Source organism: Enterococcus sp. DIV2449a (assembly GCF_051711225.1).
GTDB classification, from domain to species: domain Bacteria; phylum Bacillota; class Bacilli; order Lactobacillales; family Enterococcaceae; genus Enterococcus_D; species Enterococcus_D casseliflavus.
This window is the reverse complement of the sequence record NZ_JBIOME010000001.1, coordinates 2272920-2289793: the sequence shown is the minus strand read 5'-3', so window position 1 is coordinate 2289793 and position 16874 is coordinate 2272920. Positions and strand designations below refer to the sequence as shown.

Below are 16874 nucleotides of genomic sequence, written 5' to 3'. Positions count from 1 at the left end.
GGTATGATTAAAGTGTTGTTAGTTGATGACCATGAAATGGTTCGTCTGGGAGTCTCTTCTTATCTATCGATTCAAGATGATATAGAAGTAATTGGGGAAGCGGAAAATGGTCGAGTCGGGTATGAAAAGGCATTGGAATTACGTCCAGATGTGATTTTGATGGATTTGGTGATGGATGAAATGGATGGGATCGAATCTACGAAATTGATTTTAAATGATTGGCCCGAAGCAAAAATCATTATTGTCACTAGTTTTATTGATGACGAAAAAGTCTATCCTGCTATTGAAGCGGGTGCGGCAGGTTACCTGTTAAAGACGTCTACTGCTCATGAGATTGCGGAAGCCATTCGTGCAACCCAGCGAGGAGAGCGGGTCTTAGAACCCGAAGTCACCACGAAAATGATGGATCGTTTGACGAATCGGACACCGATCCTACATGAAGATTTGACCAATCGGGAACAAGAAGTGTTACTGTTGATCGCCGAAGGAAAGAGCAATCAAGAGATTGCGGATTCACTCTTCATTACGCTGAAAACAGTGAAGACACATGTGTCAAATATCTTATCAAAATTAGAAGTAGAAGATCGTACACAAGCTACGATATATGCTTTTAAACATGGTTTGATAAAATAAAATCTTAATAATCATACCTCCTCATGGCAAGCAGAGGAGGTTTTTGTTATACTAAATTATGATCTGGTAAAAAAGGAGCGTTTGTGGTGAAGCAAAATTATGCAATAATCGGTCTGGGCCGTTTTGGTGGCAGTATTTGTCGCACGTTGATTGAATCTGGACAAGAAGTACTGGCGATCGATAGCAACGAAGATCGTGTCAATGAGTACATGAATATCGCCACCCATGCGGTGGTCGGCAACGCACAAGATGAGATGACGTTACGTTCATTGGGTATCCGTAACTTTGACCATGTCATTGTTGCGATTGGTGAGGATATTCAAGCCAGTATATTGGTCACACTGATGGTTAAAGAAATGGGTGTTCCTAATATCTTAGCGAAAGCCCAAAACGAATACCATGCCCGTGTACTGGAAAAACTCGGCGCAGACCGTGTCGTCCATCCCGAACGTGACATGGGGATTCGCATCGCCCATAATCTAGTTTCCAAAAATATTTTAGATTATATTGAACTATCTGATGAATTTTCTCTAGCAGAAATTCGTGTGTCCAATCCACGCTTTTTCAATAAATCCCTGATTGAGCTGAATTTTCGACAAAAGTATGGTTTGACAGTCGTTGCGATTCGTCGGGGACCAGGACAAGTGATCGTTTCGCCTGATGCAGAGGCGATCGTGCGTGAAAATGACAATTTACTCGTGATCGGTAATACAGATGATGTAGATATACTTGATGAACATATGAATGATTAGGAGTGAAGAAAATGAACTTAACAATAAGTCCTGAAGCAATGCAATGGTTTAAAAAAGAATTGGTGGTAGACCAAGGAAGCGGGATTCGTTTTTTCGGAAAAATTTATGGCAAAACACAAGTGCATGACGGATTTTCCGTGGGAATGTCAGTGGATAAACCAGAACGTCCGATCGTCGAACAAACCATTGATGGCTTGCTTTTTTTTATTGATGAAGCAGACGAATGGTTTTTCAAAGGCTATGATCTAACTGTGGACTATGATGAAACGTTAGATGAACCGAAATATGATTTTAGCGAAGATAAAAAATAATGTGGATTCGGTCCCAGCTGACCGATTTCCCACGATTGGCTCTAGGAGATGAAACCGATGTTATCAATTGTTGTACCTTGTTTTAATGAAGAGGCAAGCTTGCCGATTTTCTTTGAAGAAACAGAAAAAGTGAAGAAACACTTAAATATGCCTTTTGAATATATTTTTGTTAATGACGGGTCTTCAGATCAAACTCTGTCTGTTTTAAGAGACTTGTATCACGCCCACCCTAAAAGTGTTCGCTATCTATCTTTTTCGAGAAACTTTGGCAAAGAAGCTGCTCTTTATGCGGGGCTACAAGCTGCTAGAGGCGATTTTGTCACTGTAATGGATGCAGATTTACAAGATCCGCCGTCATTACTACCTGAAATGTTTGCTTTGCTAAGAAGTAAACCAGAGCTTGACTGTGTGGGGACGAGACGTGCCGATAGAAAAGGTGAGCCAAAGATTCGCAGTTTTTTTTCGAACTCGTTCTATAACATCATCAACAAAATTGCCGATACCGAAATGGTAAACGGTGCGCGAGATTTTCGTTTGATGCGTCGAAATATGGTTGACGCGGTTTTACAGCTGTCAGAGTACAATCGCTTTTCAAAAGGGATCTTCAGCTGGGTTGGGTTTGACACTGAATACATCGCCTATGAGAATCGGGAAAGGGTAGCGGGTGAGACGTCCTGGTCATTTTGGAAGTTATTCCAATATTCGATTGACGGTATCGTCAACTTTTCAGATACGCCTTTGAATATCGCCTCGTTTATTGGTGCGCTTTCCTGTTTTGGTTCTCTGATTGCTTTGATCTTTATTGTGATAAGAACCTTTATTTTTGGAGATCCGACATCAGGGTGGCCTTCAATGGTCAGTATCTTTTTATTTGTTGGTGGTTTGCAATTGCTTTGTTTAGGGATCATCGGCAAGTATATTGGAAAAATTTTCTTAGAGACTAAAAATAGACCTTTGTACTTCTTGAAAGAAACCGAAAAAGACCAAGAAAAACTACGATAAAATAAAAGTGTACAATCTGAAGGGGCTGCCTTCAACTGTACACTTTTTTTGTGGAAAGAATTTGTTAGTATCCCTTATTTAAGTTTATCTCATTTTTTACAAGTTCTTGTTTCGTTAAAAATTGTTGGAAATTCGCTAAGAAAATATCCATAAATGCCTTTTGAAAATGGGGCGTGTGTCCTGAGATATGAGGAGTAATCAACAGGTTTTCGGTATGCCATAGCGGATCATTTTCTGGTAGAGGTTCCTCTTCAAAAACATCTAGTGCGGCAAATGCCAGCTGCTTTTTCTCTAAAGCCTTTGTTAATGCGGCAGTATCCACGCTAGGACCGCGACCGACATTATAAAATGAAGCGGAAGGCTTCATTTGTGCAAAGAAGGCTTCCTCATACAAATGTGTGGTTTCTTCTGTCAGTGGAAGAATATTGATGATGCAATCGGCGGTTTTTGCGCAATCGTGTAAGTCAGATAACGCAAACGTTTTTTCAATACCCGCCACCTCATGGCCGCTTGTATTAATGCCAATCGGATGTACACCAAAAAAGGTTAATGCTTTGGCTAATCTTTGGCCTATTTGTCCCGTACCAACGATCAAAATCTCTTGATCAGATAGCTTTGCATAAGGAATCGTATCCGGTGCCCATTGTTGTTTTCTTTGTTGTTGGATTGCTTGGAAAATCCCGCGGTTTTCCATAAAGAGCAAAGCCAATAAATGGTCTGTAATCGATTCTGCGTGGATGCCACTGCCATTTGATAAGAGAATGTCGTATTTTGCAAACTCTTTTAATGGCAAGGTGTCCACACCAGCCGAAATCGCTTGGACCCATTTCAAATTTGTTTTTTCGGTTAACAGGTGTTCGTTCCATGCTGGTTTCCAACCGATAGTGATTTCTACTTGTGACCAATCAATTGCTTGGTCCTTTGAGTACACGAGAAATTGATAGTCTTTTTCCATTTGTTCCACATAAGTGTCGCGAAAGTTGCGAGTGGCTAAGATTATTTTTTTCATTGCCAAGCCTCCTTGTATCTTAAGTGTAGCAAAGAATGAGAAAAAAGCCATGTTCAATGAATTGAACATGGCATAGATCATTTTTTTAATTGTATTTTTGGGGAATCTTTGACACCTTGTGTAAATAAGAATAGGGAACCAAACAAAATAAAGGTGGTAGCATCAAAGGAAGGCAGCGCTAGTTGTACAATAACACTAATGAGTGTAGGCAATGCAGCACAGACAATGAGAATCTTTAAATTTTCGAAAAAGGTATAAGAGAATAGCTTCAATTTCGTATAGATCGTTGCAATAAAGGTTCCCATGATTAAGGTGATCAGTAAGCTGACAAACGTGGGATATAAGGCGACAAAAAAGACAATGATTTTTATCAGCCATGGGATCGCTTGGTTGGATAAGGTTTCACGAATCGCCTGACCGTTAAGATTACGCAGTGCTGGTTCACTATAATCAAATTCTAATTGGTTTGAGTCTAACATAGACGTTGAGAAACCAGAAGAAGGGATACGAATGACCAGCTGATCTTTTAACAAACCTACTGCGATCACCGAGCCGGTGACATCAGATGCAATATCCGCTGGTGTACGATTGCCATCAGGATCAAAAGTAAAGATGATCGAATCGGTTTGATAGATGAATCCTTGCGTATTTGGAGCGGCAGAAAGCTGTCCATTTTCGATCGTGAAATCAGGAATTGTTTCTCCGATTTTTTGTCCATCTGCTTGCACATCACGAAAGACGCCTAAGACATTGATGGTAATTGGCAAAGCCATCATCACGGCTGCACCTAATAGAAAAACGATCACTTTGGAAAACTCTGCTTTTTTGACGAATTTTAGTTCTGGTATTCGAAAAAAAGCAATTTTAAATAGTTGGACGATAGTCATTTGCTGATAAACTCCTTTGTGGTATAACTAGAGTAATTGTAACGAAGGGTTCTTAGGATTACAAGGAATTCACAAAAAAAGAGCCAAATATCTATTGAATAAGTAAATAAAGTAATGAAAGTAGGCATATGTATGCAAAAGTTAATTGAATACAAACAAATCTTACAACAAAAAAAACTGTGGGAGCCACTCACGTATTTATTTTTTGGTGGTTTGACCACCGTAGTCAATATTGTCGTCTATCTTATTTTTCGTGAAGGGTTTGGTTTTTATTACCAGACAGCGAATGTGATTTCTTGGATCGCTTCAGTTTTATTCGCTTACTTTACAAATAAGTTATGGGTCTTCGAAGCAAAAACAAAAACGAAGCAAGAGTCTTGGGCGGCATTTGGAAAGTTCATTTTTTTTCGCGTTATATCATTAGGCTTGGACATGCTCTGTATGTATTTCTTTATCTCAGTTTTAGCTACCGGCGATCTTGTTGCCAAGCTGGTCACCCAAGTCGTTGTTGTTTTGGCAAATTATGTATTTAGTAAATTTTTGATTTTCAATACGAAAAAAAGTGAGAAAAAGTAAGCATATTTTTTGAACAAAGTCTGATAGTCTGATAATGTTACTTATGTAAACATTATCATTGAGGAGGATTTTTTTATGACTTACACATTACCAGATTTACCTTACGCATACGATGCATTGGAACCATATATTGATGAAGAAACGATGCATTTGCATCATGATAAACACCACAACACTTATGTAACAAACTTAAATGCAGCGATTGAAAAACATCCTGAATTAGGTGAAAAAACAGTTGAAGAATTATTAGCAGACTTTTCTTCTGTACCTGAAGATATTCAAACAGCGGTTCGCAACAATGGCGGCGGCCATGCTAACCACACGTTCTTCTGGGAAATCTTAGGCCCAAATGCTGGTGGCGAACCTACTGGGGCGATCAAAGAGGCAATTGAAGAAACATTCGGCAGCTTTGAAGACTTTAAAGAAGAATTTAAAACTGCTGCAACTGGACGTTTTGGTTCAGGTTGGGCATGGTTAGTCGTTAAAGACGGTAAACTAGCAATCACTTCAACAGCGAATCAAGATTCACCATTGATGGATGGTCAAACACCTGTTTTAGGTTTAGATGTTTGGGAACATGCGTATTACTTAAAATATAAAAATGTTCGTCCAGAGTACATCAATGCTTTCTGGAGTGTTGTTAACTGGGATAAAGTGAACGAATATTTCGCAAAAGCTTAATCAAACTATTAGGAAGAAGCCTGTCTAAGGGCTTCTTTTTTGTTGATGGAAAGAAATTTCGTTATTGCTAACGCTTACATATTCCGCTATAATGAAATCGACGGAATCGTCGGATTATAATTATTGGAGGCTTTACACACTATGGAACATGGGAAAGTAAAATGGTTCAACAACGAAAAAGGGTTTGGTTTTATTACAGTTGATGGTGGCGATGATGTATTTGTTCACTTCTCTGCCATTCAAGGAGATGGTTTTAAATCGCTTGAAGAAGGACAAGAAGTTGAATTTACGATCGTTGAAGGTGCCCGCGGACCGCAGGCAGCGGAAGTAACCAAAGTCTAATTACTTAATTACAGAATCGACTGAAAACCTTGCAGCTAAGCAAGGTTTTTTTCGTCCTAGCTAGTTTCTGGCAAAACCATGAAGGAAAAGAATGAGAAAATTATTTCTTTCCTTCAAGTGAGGGATACTTTCGTTTTGTTTCATTTACATTACATTTTTATTAAAACAAAAGTTTTATAACAAATGAGATTGCTGTATGATATAAATTATGCGAAAATTTAGTCGATTGTTATTTTTATCGGACGAGGTGCAAGATGCGAAAATATCAAAGAATAGTAATAGGAACATTAGGGATTTTAGTCCTGGGAATTATCGGATTAACTGTGTACGGCTTGCAAGTTTATAAAGATACAAGTTCAACTTTTGAACATATTTCTAAACCAGTAGATCGAAAAACAAAAAGGCGTTCAGAAACTGTCAACATTGAAAAAAGAGAACCTTTTTCCATCTTGTTACTAGGAATTGATACCGGAGCTTTAGGAAGGACCGAACAAGGCCGTTCAGACAGCATGATGGTTGTTACAGTAAATCCAGAAAAAAAGCAATCTACGATTGTTAGCTTGGATAGGGATATATTTACTCAAATCGTCGGGTATGGAACGCTAGATAAGTTAAATCACGCATATGCTTTTGGCGGAGAAGCCATGGCAATGGATTCTGTGGAAAATCTTTTGGATATACCGATTGATCATTATGTGACAATCAACATGCAAGGCCTGAGAGATTTGATTGATGCAGTTGGTGGGATCAAAGTAACGAATGATATCGACTTTACGCTAGAGGGGGTTCATGTTCCAAAAGGAAAAATCACTTTAAATGGGAAAACTGGTCTAGCTTATGCACGCATGCGTAAAGAAGACCCAGAAGGAGATATTGGTCGGCAGAAAAGACAACGTGAGGTCGTAACAAAAATTCTAAAAAAAATAATGAGTTTGGACGGAGTCAATAATTATCAGAAAATATTAAAAGCAGTTGAGAAAAATTCAAAGACGGATCTGACATGGGACGATATGCTGGATATCGGAAAAAACTATTTACCGGCTTTTACGACGATTCATCAAGAGCAGCTGCAAGGGGAAGGGCAAATGTTGAATGATGTCTACTATCAGCTTTTAGGGGTCAATCAGCTCTTACACATGCAAAATACACTCAGAGAACAACTGGCCCTCCCTCCAAACAATCAGCTTTCACAAGGAGATGAACATACGCAAGGCTATGTGAACTATCAGTTCTATGATGACAGTGCAGTGTTTTCCGATGGTGAGGATGCGAGTGAATAAAACCATATAGCTGTCTTTCGATCATTTGAGGGTGTGTCGCTTTACACATCTCCTTCAACTGTTTGATAGGATAGCGGAATCGATACATGGGCAACTGCTTGTGTGTCGATTTTTCGTTTATATGAAAGATCCCATCGCTTCAATCGATCTAGTTTTCCACAAAAACTGAAATGTATATCTTGTTTCACGAAATCAACAAATGAAAAAACAGAAGAAAGCTTAAAAAAACAATTTTTTCATGAAAGAGTGAAAATGAAACAATCTATCTGTGAAACATTCAGGCAGATATCGTTGACTTTTTATAGTTTTTTCTAAGGATTAATGGATATTTTTTGTTTTTTCTGTTTCAGATCGAATTTTTTGGTAAAATAGGACAGTAGTCATTATAGATTGGAAGGATAGATGAGATGAAGAATTTGAAAGATAAAGTTGTCCAAGGGATACGTAAGGGGCCAGAAGAACCAAAGGCCAAATCGTATCGCAAATCTCATGTTCCATTTCGATTGAACTTTTTGTTTTTTATTATATTTGCTTTGTTTGTATCATTGATTGTCCAATTAGGCTATCTACAGATCGTCAATGGCGAAAATATTGAGCAGCAATTGAAAGCTTCATCTGTAGTGGAAGTAAAAGGAAGTGCCCCTCGGGGTATGATTTACGATGCTTCTGGGAAAGCTTTAGTGGAAAATCAAGCCAATGCAGCAATCACTTTTACCCGTGGAAACAAAATGACCGCTCAAGATCTTTTAGAAACGGCCAAAAAATTGAGCGAGTTGATCGAAATGCCAGTCGACAAAAACTTGTCTGATCGAGATCTTAAGGACTTTTGGTTGGCAGATGAAGACAATCTTGAAAAAGCAACTGAACGATTGAGTGATGAAGAGCGTTCTTTAGGTACTTCTGAACAATATGCGGCAACCGTTGAGAAAGTGACTGAAGAAGAAATCAATTTTTCCGATGCCGAATTAGAAGCAGCCACGATTTTCAAGCGGATGAACAGCGCACAATCCTTGAGTACGGTCTTTATTAAGACGTCGGATGTGTCTGACCAAGAATTGGCAGTTGTTGCTGAAAACATGGTCGATTTACCAGGAATCTCCACCGGGACCGATTGGACACGAAAGATCGTTGAAGGAAGTTCTCTGGCTAGTTTGATCGGAACGGTGACTAGTGAAGAACAAGGAATACCTGAAGAAGTTCTAGACGAATTCTTAGAAAAAGGTTACGCACGTAATGATCGCGTTGGACGTAGTTATTTAGAACAGCAATATGAAGAAGTTTTACAAGGAACAAAATCCATCTCTGAAATATCGCTTGACAACAACAACAATATTGAAAGTCAAAAAGAAACCTTTGCAGGCGCAAAGGGGGATAATCTGGTTTTAACACTCGATGCTGAATTTCAAGCGAAAGTTGACAAGATTTTGCAAGACAATTTTCAAAAACTGATTGATTCTGGTGCTGCAGAGTATTCCCCAGGGGTATACGCAGTGGCGTTAAATCCGAAAACCGGCGGTGTCCTTTCCATGTCCGGGTATCATCATGACACGGGATCAAATGAAATGCAGGAAAATGCCATTGGTACCTTTATTAATTCCTTTGTACCAGGGTCCGTCGTCAAAGCAGGAACCTTGGCTGCCGGTTGGGAAAATGGCGTCTTAAACGGCAACGAAGTGCTGCTGGATCAACCAATCAGAATCGGCTCCGATGTAAAAGCCTCTATTTTCAACCCAACTGGGGCAAATAATCGCAATCTTTCTGCGGAGCAGTCATTGGAAGTTTCTTCTAACTCCTATATGATGCAAGTCGCTTTACGTTTGATGGGCATCAATTATCAGTCAGGCATCTCGATTCCAACAGTGGATCGTCAAGGGGATGTCTACGAAAAACTCCGTTCCTCTTTTGCCTCTTTTGGTATGGGAACTGAAACAGGTATCGATTTACCAGGAGAAGCAACTGGTATCAGCACATCCATTGAGAACATGGATCCTGTCAGTGATGGCGGAAAGATCCTCGACTTAGCATTCGGCCAGTTTGATACTTATACGACACTGCAACTGGCACAATATGCAGCAACTGTTGCTAATGGTGGCAAAAGATTGCAGCCTCACATCGTTGACGGAATCTACGACAATGATGAAACAGGCGGACTAGGTTCGCTGATTGAGGACATCGAACCAACGGTATTGAACGAGGTTGGTTTATCAGATGCGCAAATGCAAATTATCCAAAATGGTTTTTACGATGCGGTTCATGGAACGGATGCTTGGGCAACTGCCAAAGGCTTGGCTTCTGCGAAAATGGAAGTCTCTGCCAAAACAGGTACTGCCGAAACACCCATCGTGGATAGTAATGGCAATACCATCAGCTTAGTTAACTTAAACATCGTTGCCTACGGTCCAAGTAGTGATGCGGATATTGCGATTGCGATCGTGATGCCTCAATTAAAAGGAGACACCGATACGCATCCAAATATTCAAATCGCGAAAGAGATCATGGATGCTTATTACGACTTGTATATGAAATAAACAAAAAATCGCAGTGAAAGCTGCGGTTTTTTTAGTTTATAAGAATGCGGATAGAAAATCATCTTTTAGTGAGAAAGGCTTGCTATTTTTGAATGATTGGCTTAGAATACTAGCGGTCAAGAGATAATTTTGATTTATACGATAAATAAAAAGATAAACTGATAATAAAAGGGGCCCAAAGCACAATCATGAACAAGGAATGTTTAAGCAAACAAGAACTGATGAAACAGTTGGGACAATTTACACCAGCTGAAAAAAAAGAGATTCGTGAGTACTTGCAACGGAAAAATCCATTGCTTTTTCGTAAATTTGAGCGAATGAAACACGATCTTTACCGCTTGGAATCACGGCGTGTCCAATGCGAAATTGAAAATAACGAAAAGGAGTTAGATCTTTTAAACGATAAGATCCTTTTGAAAAAAGAAGATTTTCTTGAGCTGTTATTAGCTATTCGAAAGAAAAGAGGGTAATGGATGGAATTTATTGAACTCGTCATTATCATTGCAATTCTCGTCACGTTATCAAATGTGGCGAGCAAAATATTACCCTCGGTACCGATCTTTTTTATTCAAATCATCTTAGGAATTTTACTAGGTTTAACAGAAATGGGACAGGAAATCGCTTTTGAACCGGAAATGTTTTTAGTAATGATCATTGGACCATTGCTGTTTCGTGAAGGAGAACGAGCAGATGTACCTGAAATCCTCAAAAACAGCAAGATCGTATTGTTTTTGGCTTTTGGCGGCGTTTTAATGACACTGTTTGCTGTCGGCGGAACGCTCCATTGGTTGATGCCCACGATTCCTCTGGCTGCTTGTTTCGCTTTTGGTGCTGCGTTAGGACCAACTGATGCAGTGGCAGTCTCCTCATTAGCAAAACGTTTGAAAATTTCCAAAAACATTATGCACATTCTGGAAGGCGAGGGCTTACTGAACGATGCTTCAGGGGTTACCGCATTGCAGTTTGCTATCGTAGCTTTGACCACCGGGAGCTTTTCAGCAGCCAACGCAGGGTTCCAGCTCCTATTCTCTAGTATCGGCGGCGGGCTTGTCGGTTACTTGATCGTGTGGCTGAAACGCCGAATTTTGCGCTTTATTGAAAAAATCTCGGCACAAGATGTCACAGTATACTTATTGATTGAACTGCTCTTGCCATTTGCTGCCTATTTGCTGGCAGAAATGATTGGCGTCTCAGGGATTATCGCAGCAGTTGTGGCAGGTGTAGCCCAAGCCCAAAGAAAACGCCGGATCTCATTGTTTGATGCAGAGCTGGCGAACATTTCAGAAAGTACTTGGTCGACCATTGTCTTTACATTGAATGCATTGGTGTTTCTTTTTCTAGGAATCGAGTTGTCACAAGTATTTTCACCAATCTGGGAGAGCAATAATTATGCAAACTGGCATCTAGTGATTACGATTTTGGTGATCACGGCGGTGATCTTCCTTGTTCGTTTTCTCTTTTTGTTGTTTTACTATTGGTTTTTACAGTCAAAAAAACAAGTATCAATGAATCAAGTCGCCTTGTTGACTTTTGGCGGAGTCAAGGGAACAGTCAGTTTGGCAGCCATCTTTATTTTGCCTGTGATGGTGCATGATGCACCCTTTCATGAAAGAGGCTTGCTTCTGTTTTTGACCGCTTGTGTGATCTTACTGACATTGATCATCAGCGTGATGGTCTTGCCATACTTGGCAGATGGGGAAGCTGCCGAAAGCGTCGACTTCAATCACTTGCTGATCTTAGAAGACGTCATCGAACAATTGGAAGCAGAAGAAAAGCAAGAACTCTCGGATAAAGGCCGTTTAGCGATCGATGCTGTCATCAATTCCTATGAAAATCGGCGCTGGGAGTTGTATCGCAATAGTTTGACTGATTCAGAAAAACAAGAAATCCAAGAAATTCAAGGATTGATCCTATCGATCGAACAAGACGGCTTGGATGAAGCTTATCGAAATGGGAAAGTCAGCTTAAATGGCTACCGTTTTTATTCACGGTTTATTTCTCAGCAACAGCATTCCCTCGCAAAACAAATTCTCTCATTCTTTAGTTTTTGGCTCTTCTTTATTCAGCGATTTATCCGTATTTTGATTCATCCTCGCTTGTTTTTACAGCGACAGCAGCAGCTAAAAGCTGCCTTGAAGCAACGAGACATTTCTGAAGTACAAAAAATTTACTTAAAGAACAGTGAATATATTTTTCATAGTTTGAGCAATTTAGAAGATGTCTATGATTCCTCGCTGATCAATTTCTTTATTCGTCAACGAGAAATGAGCATCAAACGATTTGAACACAGCAATTTCATTGAAACGATCATGATCGAGCAAGACCCGATTTTTGTTAAGAAAGTCCTTTGGGGCTATTACCTTGAGCGCAAGACGATCGATGAATATGAAGTGGCGGAAAAAATCTCAACGATTTCTGCAAATGAATACCGACGCAATGTCAATCTGTTAGAATCGTATGCGATGTCTCGAGCAGAAGAACAGCCGAAGCAGCGAATGTTTCGCCGATAATACGTCTCAAGAGGCGCACAACTTGAGGCACGTTTTATGGAGTGTCTTCGTCAGGTTATTCCTAAAAGATGATCAACAGCGATGATCAGAAGGAGTAGACTGACGAAGGCATTCTTTTTTTACAAAAATTGATTTTTTTCTCTCATCGTTTCCGCTGATGAAATGTGGTACAATGAGCGAAGAAAAAACTCAGGAGGGATTCTGTGAAAGAATTAAAAGTAAGTGAATTAACCAAAACATATGGTGAAAAAACACTGTTTGATCAGCTTTCTTTTCTGATACATGAAAAAGATCGAATCGGTTTGATCGGTGTCAATGGCACGGGTAAATCGAGTTTGTTACGGATCTTGGCCGGTTTGGATCGCGGTGATGGCGATCGCCAAACGGTATTTGCCGCCCAAGATTATCGCATCGGTTTCTTGACTCAAGACAATCAGTTACAAGAAGAATTATCTGTTGTAGATGCTGTTTTTCAAGGCACCAGTCCGCTGATTCGCGTTGTTCGTGACTATGAAAAAGCGCTGATTGCCTTAGAGAATAATGGCTTGGATCAACAAACGCAACGGAATTATCAGTTGGCAGAAGAAGCGATGAATAAAGCCGATGCTTGGAATACAGATACAACTGCCAAGATCATTTTACAAAAACTTGGGATCAATGAGTTAGAAAAAAAGGTCAGTGAATTATCTGGAGGTCAAAAGAAACGAGTAGCTATGGCTCAAGTATTGATCGATGAACCAGACCTGTTGTTATTGGATGAACCGACTAACCACTTAGATTATGATGCGATTCAATGGTTGGAAGGCTATCTAAAAAATTATCGGGGTGCATTATTGATGGTGACCCATGATCGCTACTTTTTGGATCGAGTCGTTAATCGGATCTTTGAATTGTCCTTTGGTAAGCTACATGAATATCAGGGCAATTACGAGACGTATCTTCATGCTCGAGCAGAAAGAGAACGTGTGGAGGAGACGCAAGAAGACAAGCGCAAGCAGTTGTACAAACATGAGTTGGCTTGGATTCGCACTGGTGCGAAGGCCCGTACAACGAAACAACAGGCCCGGATCGATCGTTTCGATGATTTAAAAGAAAACCTACATCAAGTAAAACGGAACGGCGAAGTGGCCATCGATGTTGCTACGACACGCTTAGGCAAACAAGTCTTAGAGCTAAAAGATGCGAGTTATCAGATTGAAAACAAAACGATTTTGTCTCACTTTGATTTGTTGATTCAATCAAGAGAACGCTTAGGGATCACAGGAGAAAACGGAGCGGGTAAATCAACGTTGCTCAATATTTTAGCTGGACGCCTGCCTTTAGAAGAAGGAGAGCGTACGATGGGCGTGACTGTGAAAATGGCTTATTATACGCAAACGATTGAAGCGATGAACCCTGATCAGCGAATGATTGCTTATTTGCAAGAAGCGGCCGAGGAAGTGCAAAAAGTGGATGGCTCCCAAGTCAGTGTCGCAGAAATGCTGGAACAGTTTTTGTTTCCGCGATCCATGCATGGCACCAAGATCGGCAAGCTGTCTGGCGGGGAAAAACGACGACTATTTTTACTCAAGCTATTGATTGGACAGCCAAATGTTCTCTTGTTAGATGAACCGACCAACGATTTGGATATTGATACCTTGACGATTTTGGAAAGTTATTTGGAAACATTTTCAGGTGCAGTCATCACGGTTTCCCATGACCGCTACTTTTTAGATAAAGTTGCCCAAAAATTGCTGATCTTCGAAGGAAATGGCAGGATTACGTCCTACTTTGGTTCCATCAATGAATATCTAGCAGCCAACACCAATAAAGCTAGTTCGAGTGTACTAGAGGCAAAAGAAACAAAAACCGATTCACTTTCTGCTGAAAGTGAGGCGTCTGCTGCAGCGCCTGTCAAAAAGAAACTGAGTTATATGGAACAAAAAGAGTGGGCGACGATTGAAGATGATATCGCGGCATTAGAAGAAAAAGCAGCCGCTTTGACCGAAGAAATGAATCATCAAGGCGCGGACTTTACTAAGCTGCAAAAATTACAGCAAGAAATCAGCGAGGTTGAAACGCAACTGGCAGAAAAAATGGATCGTTGGGAATATTTGAGCGAATTTGTGTAGAGTAAAGGAGAGAACGATGGAACAAGCATATTTAGATCTAGGAAGAAAAATATTAGCAGAAGGCAATGATAAAAGTGATCGTACAGGAACGGGAACACGCAGTGTCTTTGGTCATCAAATGCGTTTTGATCTGTCCCAAGGCTTTCCTTTGCTGACAACAAAAAGAGTTCCTTTTGGCTTGATCAAGAGCGAATTATTGTGGTTTCTAAAGGGAGATACCAATATCCGCTACCTGCTGGAACATAATAACCACATTTGGGATGAATGGGCGTTTGAACGCTACATTAAAAGTGATGCTTATACAGGTCCTGATATGACAGACTTTGGTCGCCGTTCATTAGTGGATGAAGCTTTCAATGAACAGTATCAACATGAGTTGAAACTATTTTGTGAAAAAATCTTAGCCGATGATGCTTTCGCTGAAACTTTCGGCGATTTGGGCCATGTATATGGGTATCAATGGCGGCATTGGGAAAAAAGTACGGGCGGGTTTATCGATCAAATCAAAGAAGTGATCGACATGATCAAAACGACGCCGGATTCTCGCCGTCTGATCGTCTCCGCATGGAATCCTGAAGATGTACCGACGATGGCGTTGCCACCTTGTCACACAATGTTTCAATTTTATGTTCATGAGGGTCGCTTAAGCTGTCAGCTGTATCAACGCAGTGCCGATGTCTTTTTAGGCGTTCCCTTCAATATTGCTAGTTATGCGCTATTAACGCACCTGATTGCTCATGAAACTGGATTAGAAGTCGGGGATTTTGTCCATACATTAGGCGATGCTCATCTGTACAGCAATCATATGGAACAGATGAAGGAACAGTTGACTCGTTCGGTACGTCCGGCGCCAACCTTACAGTTAAATCCTGAAAAACAGTCGATTTTTGATTTTGAAATGGAAGATATTACCTTGGCAGGGTATGATCCGCATCCAACGATCAAAGCACCGATCGCAGTTTAAGTGGTTGTTTGGGTTTCATTTCATAAAGAAAGGAATGAGGCGTAATGGTAAATACCCACAAGCGAGGCTTTGCGGCGACCTTTCATCAGAGACATGCTGGATCGATTAATGCATCGCTCATTGAGCAAGTCATCGATTTCTTGCATCAGCACTATGATGCAGTTTGGCTATCCGTATCCGAAGAAACAGTGCCAGAGCTAAAGGAAGCCATTCGATCAAATCAGCAGTGTACTGCCATTTTTATACCAGCAAAAGGAGCAGCGGATGCCCGCAGAAGGCTTGTTTTTGCTGCCCAGCACCACCTGCCAGCTCTGGATTCGCTGCATATTTGTGATTTTGATCGCGTAGTGACGTGGATTCAGACCTATCCAGAAGAACTAGTGGCTATAAGCAAAAAGCCTTTACCTGCGAATACGTATTGTATCCTAGGACGAACTGCAAGGGCGTTTGCGAGTCATCCGCAAACGTGGCAAAGAACGGAGCGCTTGATCAACGAGATCGCTGCTGACTTCTTTCAAATAGAAGACATTGATGTCGCAGCTGGCAGTGCTCTCTTTCCTATCTCCCTGATACCGACCTTGCTGAAAAACAACAACGCGCGTTTAAATGATGGGGAATGGCCGCGAAATGTCCAAAGAAGCGGCGGCACAATTGTTTACCAAGCCTGTGATGGCTTGCGCTTTGAGGAGCGCAACAAAGATCCATTTGAGCATGAATCAGCTTTTCAGCTGATGCGGCGGCTGCAGGTTGCTGCTATTATTTCGGAATCATTTTATACAGAAGGGATGTAATTTTTATGTTGATCGCACTTTGGGCACAAGATCAAAAGGGGTTGATCGGAGCGGATGGTACACTGCCGTGGCATTTGCCGAATGATTTGAAATTTTTTAAAGAGCAAACCATCAATAATACGATTATAATGGGGCGCAAAACCTTTGAAGGCATGGGAAAAAGATTACTGCCACAGCGTACGACGATCGTTTTGACGAGTGATCGGGATTATCAAGCCAACGGCGCCTTAGTGATGCATGACCGTGAGGAAATTTTGGCGTATGTGAAGCAGCAAGAGCATCCCGTTTTCTTAACTGGTGGAGCAGGTGTTTTTGAAGCGATGATTGACGATTGCGATCAATTGTACCGTACAGTGATCGCTGCGGAATTTAACGGAGATGTGTATTTCCCAGAGATTGATTGGACGCAATGGAAACTTGATCATGTGATCGATGGGATCGTCGATGAAAAGAACCATTATCCCCATCAATTTGAATTTTATCGTAGAAAATAAAAG

The 16874-nt window shown here is 40.7% G+C and carries 18 protein-coding genes; 15 read left to right on the top strand and 3 right to left on the bottom strand.

Annotated elements, in window-relative coordinates:
- Positions 1 to 3 precede the first annotated feature (3 nt).
- From IGI76_RS10695 to IGI76_RS10680, 4 genes are all read left to right on the top strand, one after another.
- Complete coding sequence (locus IGI76_RS10695) at positions 4 to 633, top strand: response regulator transcription factor (RefSeq protein WP_005236913.1); 630 nt, start codon at positions 4 to 6, stop codon at positions 631 to 633.
- A gap of 86 nt (positions 634 to 719) precedes the next feature.
- The gene (locus IGI76_RS10690; RefSeq protein WP_005229566.1) at positions 720 to 1385 is read left to right on the top strand and encodes a potassium channel family protein; all 666 of its coding nucleotides are present in this window, start codon (positions 720 to 722) and stop codon (positions 1383 to 1385) included.
- 11 nt (positions 1386 to 1396) lie between these two features.
- Positions 1397 to 1696, top strand: a complete 300-nt coding sequence (locus tag IGI76_RS10685) for a HesB/YadR/YfhF family protein (protein ID WP_005229567.1) — start codon at positions 1397 to 1399, stop codon at positions 1694 to 1696.
- Between the two features lie 57 nt (positions 1697 to 1753).
- Positions 1754 to 2698: a glycosyltransferase family 2 protein gene (locus IGI76_RS10680; RefSeq protein WP_162985184.1), complete on the top strand. Its 945-nt coding sequence runs from the start codon at positions 1754 to 1756 to the stop codon at positions 2696 to 2698.
- A gap of 64 nt (positions 2699 to 2762) precedes the next feature.
- On the opposite strand, the gene IGI76_RS10675 is transcribed toward IGI76_RS10680, so the two are convergent.
- Together IGI76_RS10675 and IGI76_RS10670 are read right to left on the bottom strand one after the other, a co-directional pair.
- Positions 2763 to 3758 carry a phosphoglycerate dehydrogenase gene (locus IGI76_RS10675; RefSeq protein WP_121262294.1) on the bottom strand — a complete coding sequence of 332 codons (996 nt, stop codon included), beginning with the start codon at positions 3756 to 3758 and terminating at the stop codon, positions 2763 to 2765.
- A gap of 26 nt (positions 3759 to 3784) precedes the next feature.
- Complete coding sequence (locus IGI76_RS10670) at positions 3785 to 4594, bottom strand: DUF1189 family protein (RefSeq protein WP_074535132.1); 810 nt, start codon at positions 4592 to 4594, stop codon at positions 3785 to 3787.
- 132 nt (positions 4595 to 4726) lie between these two features.
- On the opposite strand from IGI76_RS10670, the gene IGI76_RS10665 reads away from it, so the two are divergent.
- The 4 genes from IGI76_RS10665 to IGI76_RS10650 all read left to right on the top strand — a co-directional run bounded on the left by IGI76_RS10665 (position 4727) and on the right by IGI76_RS10650 (position 7473).
- Complete coding sequence (locus IGI76_RS10665) at positions 4727 to 5170, top strand: GtrA family protein (protein ID WP_010749371.1); 444 nt, start codon at positions 4727 to 4729, stop codon at positions 5168 to 5170.
- Positions 5171 to 5245: 75 nt separating this feature from the next.
- Complete coding sequence (locus IGI76_RS10660; protein WP_060792203.1) at positions 5246 to 5851, top strand: superoxide dismutase; 606 nt, start codon at positions 5246 to 5248, stop codon at positions 5849 to 5851.
- Positions 5852 to 5992: 141 nt separating this feature from the next.
- Positions 5993 to 6193: a cold-shock protein gene (locus tag IGI76_RS10655; RefSeq protein WP_005229578.1), complete on the top strand. Its 201-nt coding sequence runs from the start codon at positions 5993 to 5995 to the stop codon at positions 6191 to 6193.
- A 254-nt stretch (positions 6194 to 6447) separates the two neighbouring features.
- On the top strand, positions 6448 to 7473 hold the full coding sequence (locus IGI76_RS10650; RefSeq protein ID WP_074535133.1) for an LCP family glycopolymer transferase: 1026 nt from the start codon (positions 6448 to 6450) through the stop codon (positions 7471 to 7473).
- A 41-nt stretch (positions 7474 to 7514) separates the two neighbouring features.
- Here the strand turns inward: IGI76_RS10650 and IGI76_RS10645 are convergent, their stop codons facing one another.
- Entirely contained in the window at positions 7515 to 7661 is a 147-nt protein-coding gene (locus tag IGI76_RS10645) for a hypothetical protein (protein ID WP_438792261.1), read from the bottom strand.
- 219 nt (positions 7662 to 7880) lie between these two features.
- On the opposite strand from IGI76_RS10645, the gene IGI76_RS10640 reads away from it, so the two are divergent.
- From IGI76_RS10640 to IGI76_RS10610, 7 genes are all read left to right on the top strand, one after another.
- The gene (locus tag IGI76_RS10640; protein ID WP_086295557.1) at positions 7881 to 10001 is read left to right on the top strand and encodes a peptidoglycan D,D-transpeptidase FtsI family protein; all 2121 of its coding nucleotides are present in this window, start codon (positions 7881 to 7883) and stop codon (positions 9999 to 10001) included.
- Positions 10002 to 10189: 188 nt separating this feature from the next.
- On the top strand, positions 10190 to 10471 hold the full coding sequence (locus tag IGI76_RS10635; RefSeq protein WP_010749375.1) for a hypothetical protein: 282 nt from the start codon (positions 10190 to 10192) through the stop codon (positions 10469 to 10471).
- A 3-nt stretch (positions 10472 to 10474) separates the two neighbouring features.
- The gene (locus IGI76_RS10630) at positions 10475 to 12511 is read left to right on the top strand and encodes a cation:proton antiporter (protein WP_005229585.1); all 2037 of its coding nucleotides are present in this window, start codon (positions 10475 to 10477) and stop codon (positions 12509 to 12511) included.
- Positions 12512 to 12714: 203 nt separating this feature from the next.
- A complete protein-coding gene (locus IGI76_RS10625) occupies positions 12715 to 14622 on the top strand; it encodes an ABC-F family ATP-binding cassette domain-containing protein (protein WP_333719325.1) in 1908 nt (635 codons plus the stop codon).
- A 16-nt stretch (positions 14623 to 14638) separates the two neighbouring features.
- Entirely contained in the window at positions 14639 to 15586 is a 948-nt protein-coding gene (locus tag IGI76_RS10620) for a thymidylate synthase (RefSeq protein ID WP_010749378.1), read from the top strand.
- Positions 15587 to 15630: 44 nt separating this feature from the next.
- Entirely contained in the window at positions 15631 to 16377 is a 747-nt protein-coding gene (locus IGI76_RS10615; protein ID WP_231434830.1) for a hypothetical protein, read from the top strand.
- A gap of 5 nt (positions 16378 to 16382) precedes the next feature.
- Positions 16383 to 16871: a dihydrofolate reductase gene (locus tag IGI76_RS10610; RefSeq protein WP_005229592.1), complete on the top strand. Its 489-nt coding sequence runs from the start codon at positions 16383 to 16385 to the stop codon at positions 16869 to 16871.
- Positions 16872 to 16874: the final 3 nt, after the last annotated feature.

What these genes read in the sequence shown, in the direction of transcription:
- IGI76_RS10695 (WP_005236913.1), top strand. Translation starts at nt 4, where the DNA reads ATGATTAAAGTGTTGTTAGTTGATGACCATGAAATGGTTCGTCTGGGA.
- IGI76_RS10685 (WP_005229567.1), top strand. Translation starts at nt 1,397, where the DNA reads ATGAACTTAACAATAAGTCCTGAAGCAATGCAATGGTTTAAAAAAGAA.
- IGI76_RS10680 (WP_162985184.1), top strand. Translation starts at nt 1,754, where the DNA reads ATGTTATCAATTGTTGTACCTTGTTTTAATGAAGAGGCAAGCTTGCCG.
- IGI76_RS10675 (WP_121262294.1), bottom strand. Translation starts at nt 3,758, where the DNA reads ATGGCTTTTTTCTCATTCTTTGCTACACTTAAGATACAAGGAGGCTTG.
- IGI76_RS10670 (WP_074535132.1), bottom strand. Translation starts at nt 4,594, where the DNA reads ATGACTATCGTCCAACTATTTAAAATTGCTTTTTTTCGAATACCAGAA.
- IGI76_RS10665 (WP_010749371.1), top strand. Translation starts at nt 4,727, where the DNA reads ATGCAAAAGTTAATTGAATACAAACAAATCTTACAACAAAAAAAACTG.
- IGI76_RS10660 (WP_060792203.1), top strand. Translation starts at nt 5,246, where the DNA reads ATGACTTACACATTACCAGATTTACCTTACGCATACGATGCATTGGAA.
- IGI76_RS10655 (WP_005229578.1), top strand. Translation starts at nt 5,993, where the DNA reads ATGGAACATGGGAAAGTAAAATGGTTCAACAACGAAAAAGGGTTTGGT.
- IGI76_RS10650 (WP_074535133.1), top strand. Translation starts at nt 6,448, where the DNA reads ATGCGAAAATATCAAAGAATAGTAATAGGAACATTAGGGATTTTAGTC.
- IGI76_RS10640 (WP_086295557.1), top strand. Translation starts at nt 7,881, where the DNA reads ATGAAGAATTTGAAAGATAAAGTTGTCCAAGGGATACGTAAGGGGCCA.
- IGI76_RS10635 (WP_010749375.1), top strand. Translation starts at nt 10,190, where the DNA reads ATGAACAAGGAATGTTTAAGCAAACAAGAACTGATGAAACAGTTGGGA.
- IGI76_RS10630 (WP_005229585.1), top strand. Translation starts at nt 10,475, where the DNA reads ATGGAATTTATTGAACTCGTCATTATCATTGCAATTCTCGTCACGTTA.
- IGI76_RS10620 (WP_010749378.1), top strand. Translation starts at nt 14,639, where the DNA reads ATGGAACAAGCATATTTAGATCTAGGAAGAAAAATATTAGCAGAAGGC.
- IGI76_RS10615 (WP_231434830.1), top strand. Translation starts at nt 15,631, where the DNA reads ATGGTAAATACCCACAAGCGAGGCTTTGCGGCGACCTTTCATCAGAGA.
- IGI76_RS10610 (WP_005229592.1), top strand. Translation starts at nt 16,383, where the DNA reads ATGTTGATCGCACTTTGGGCACAAGATCAAAAGGGGTTGATCGGAGCG.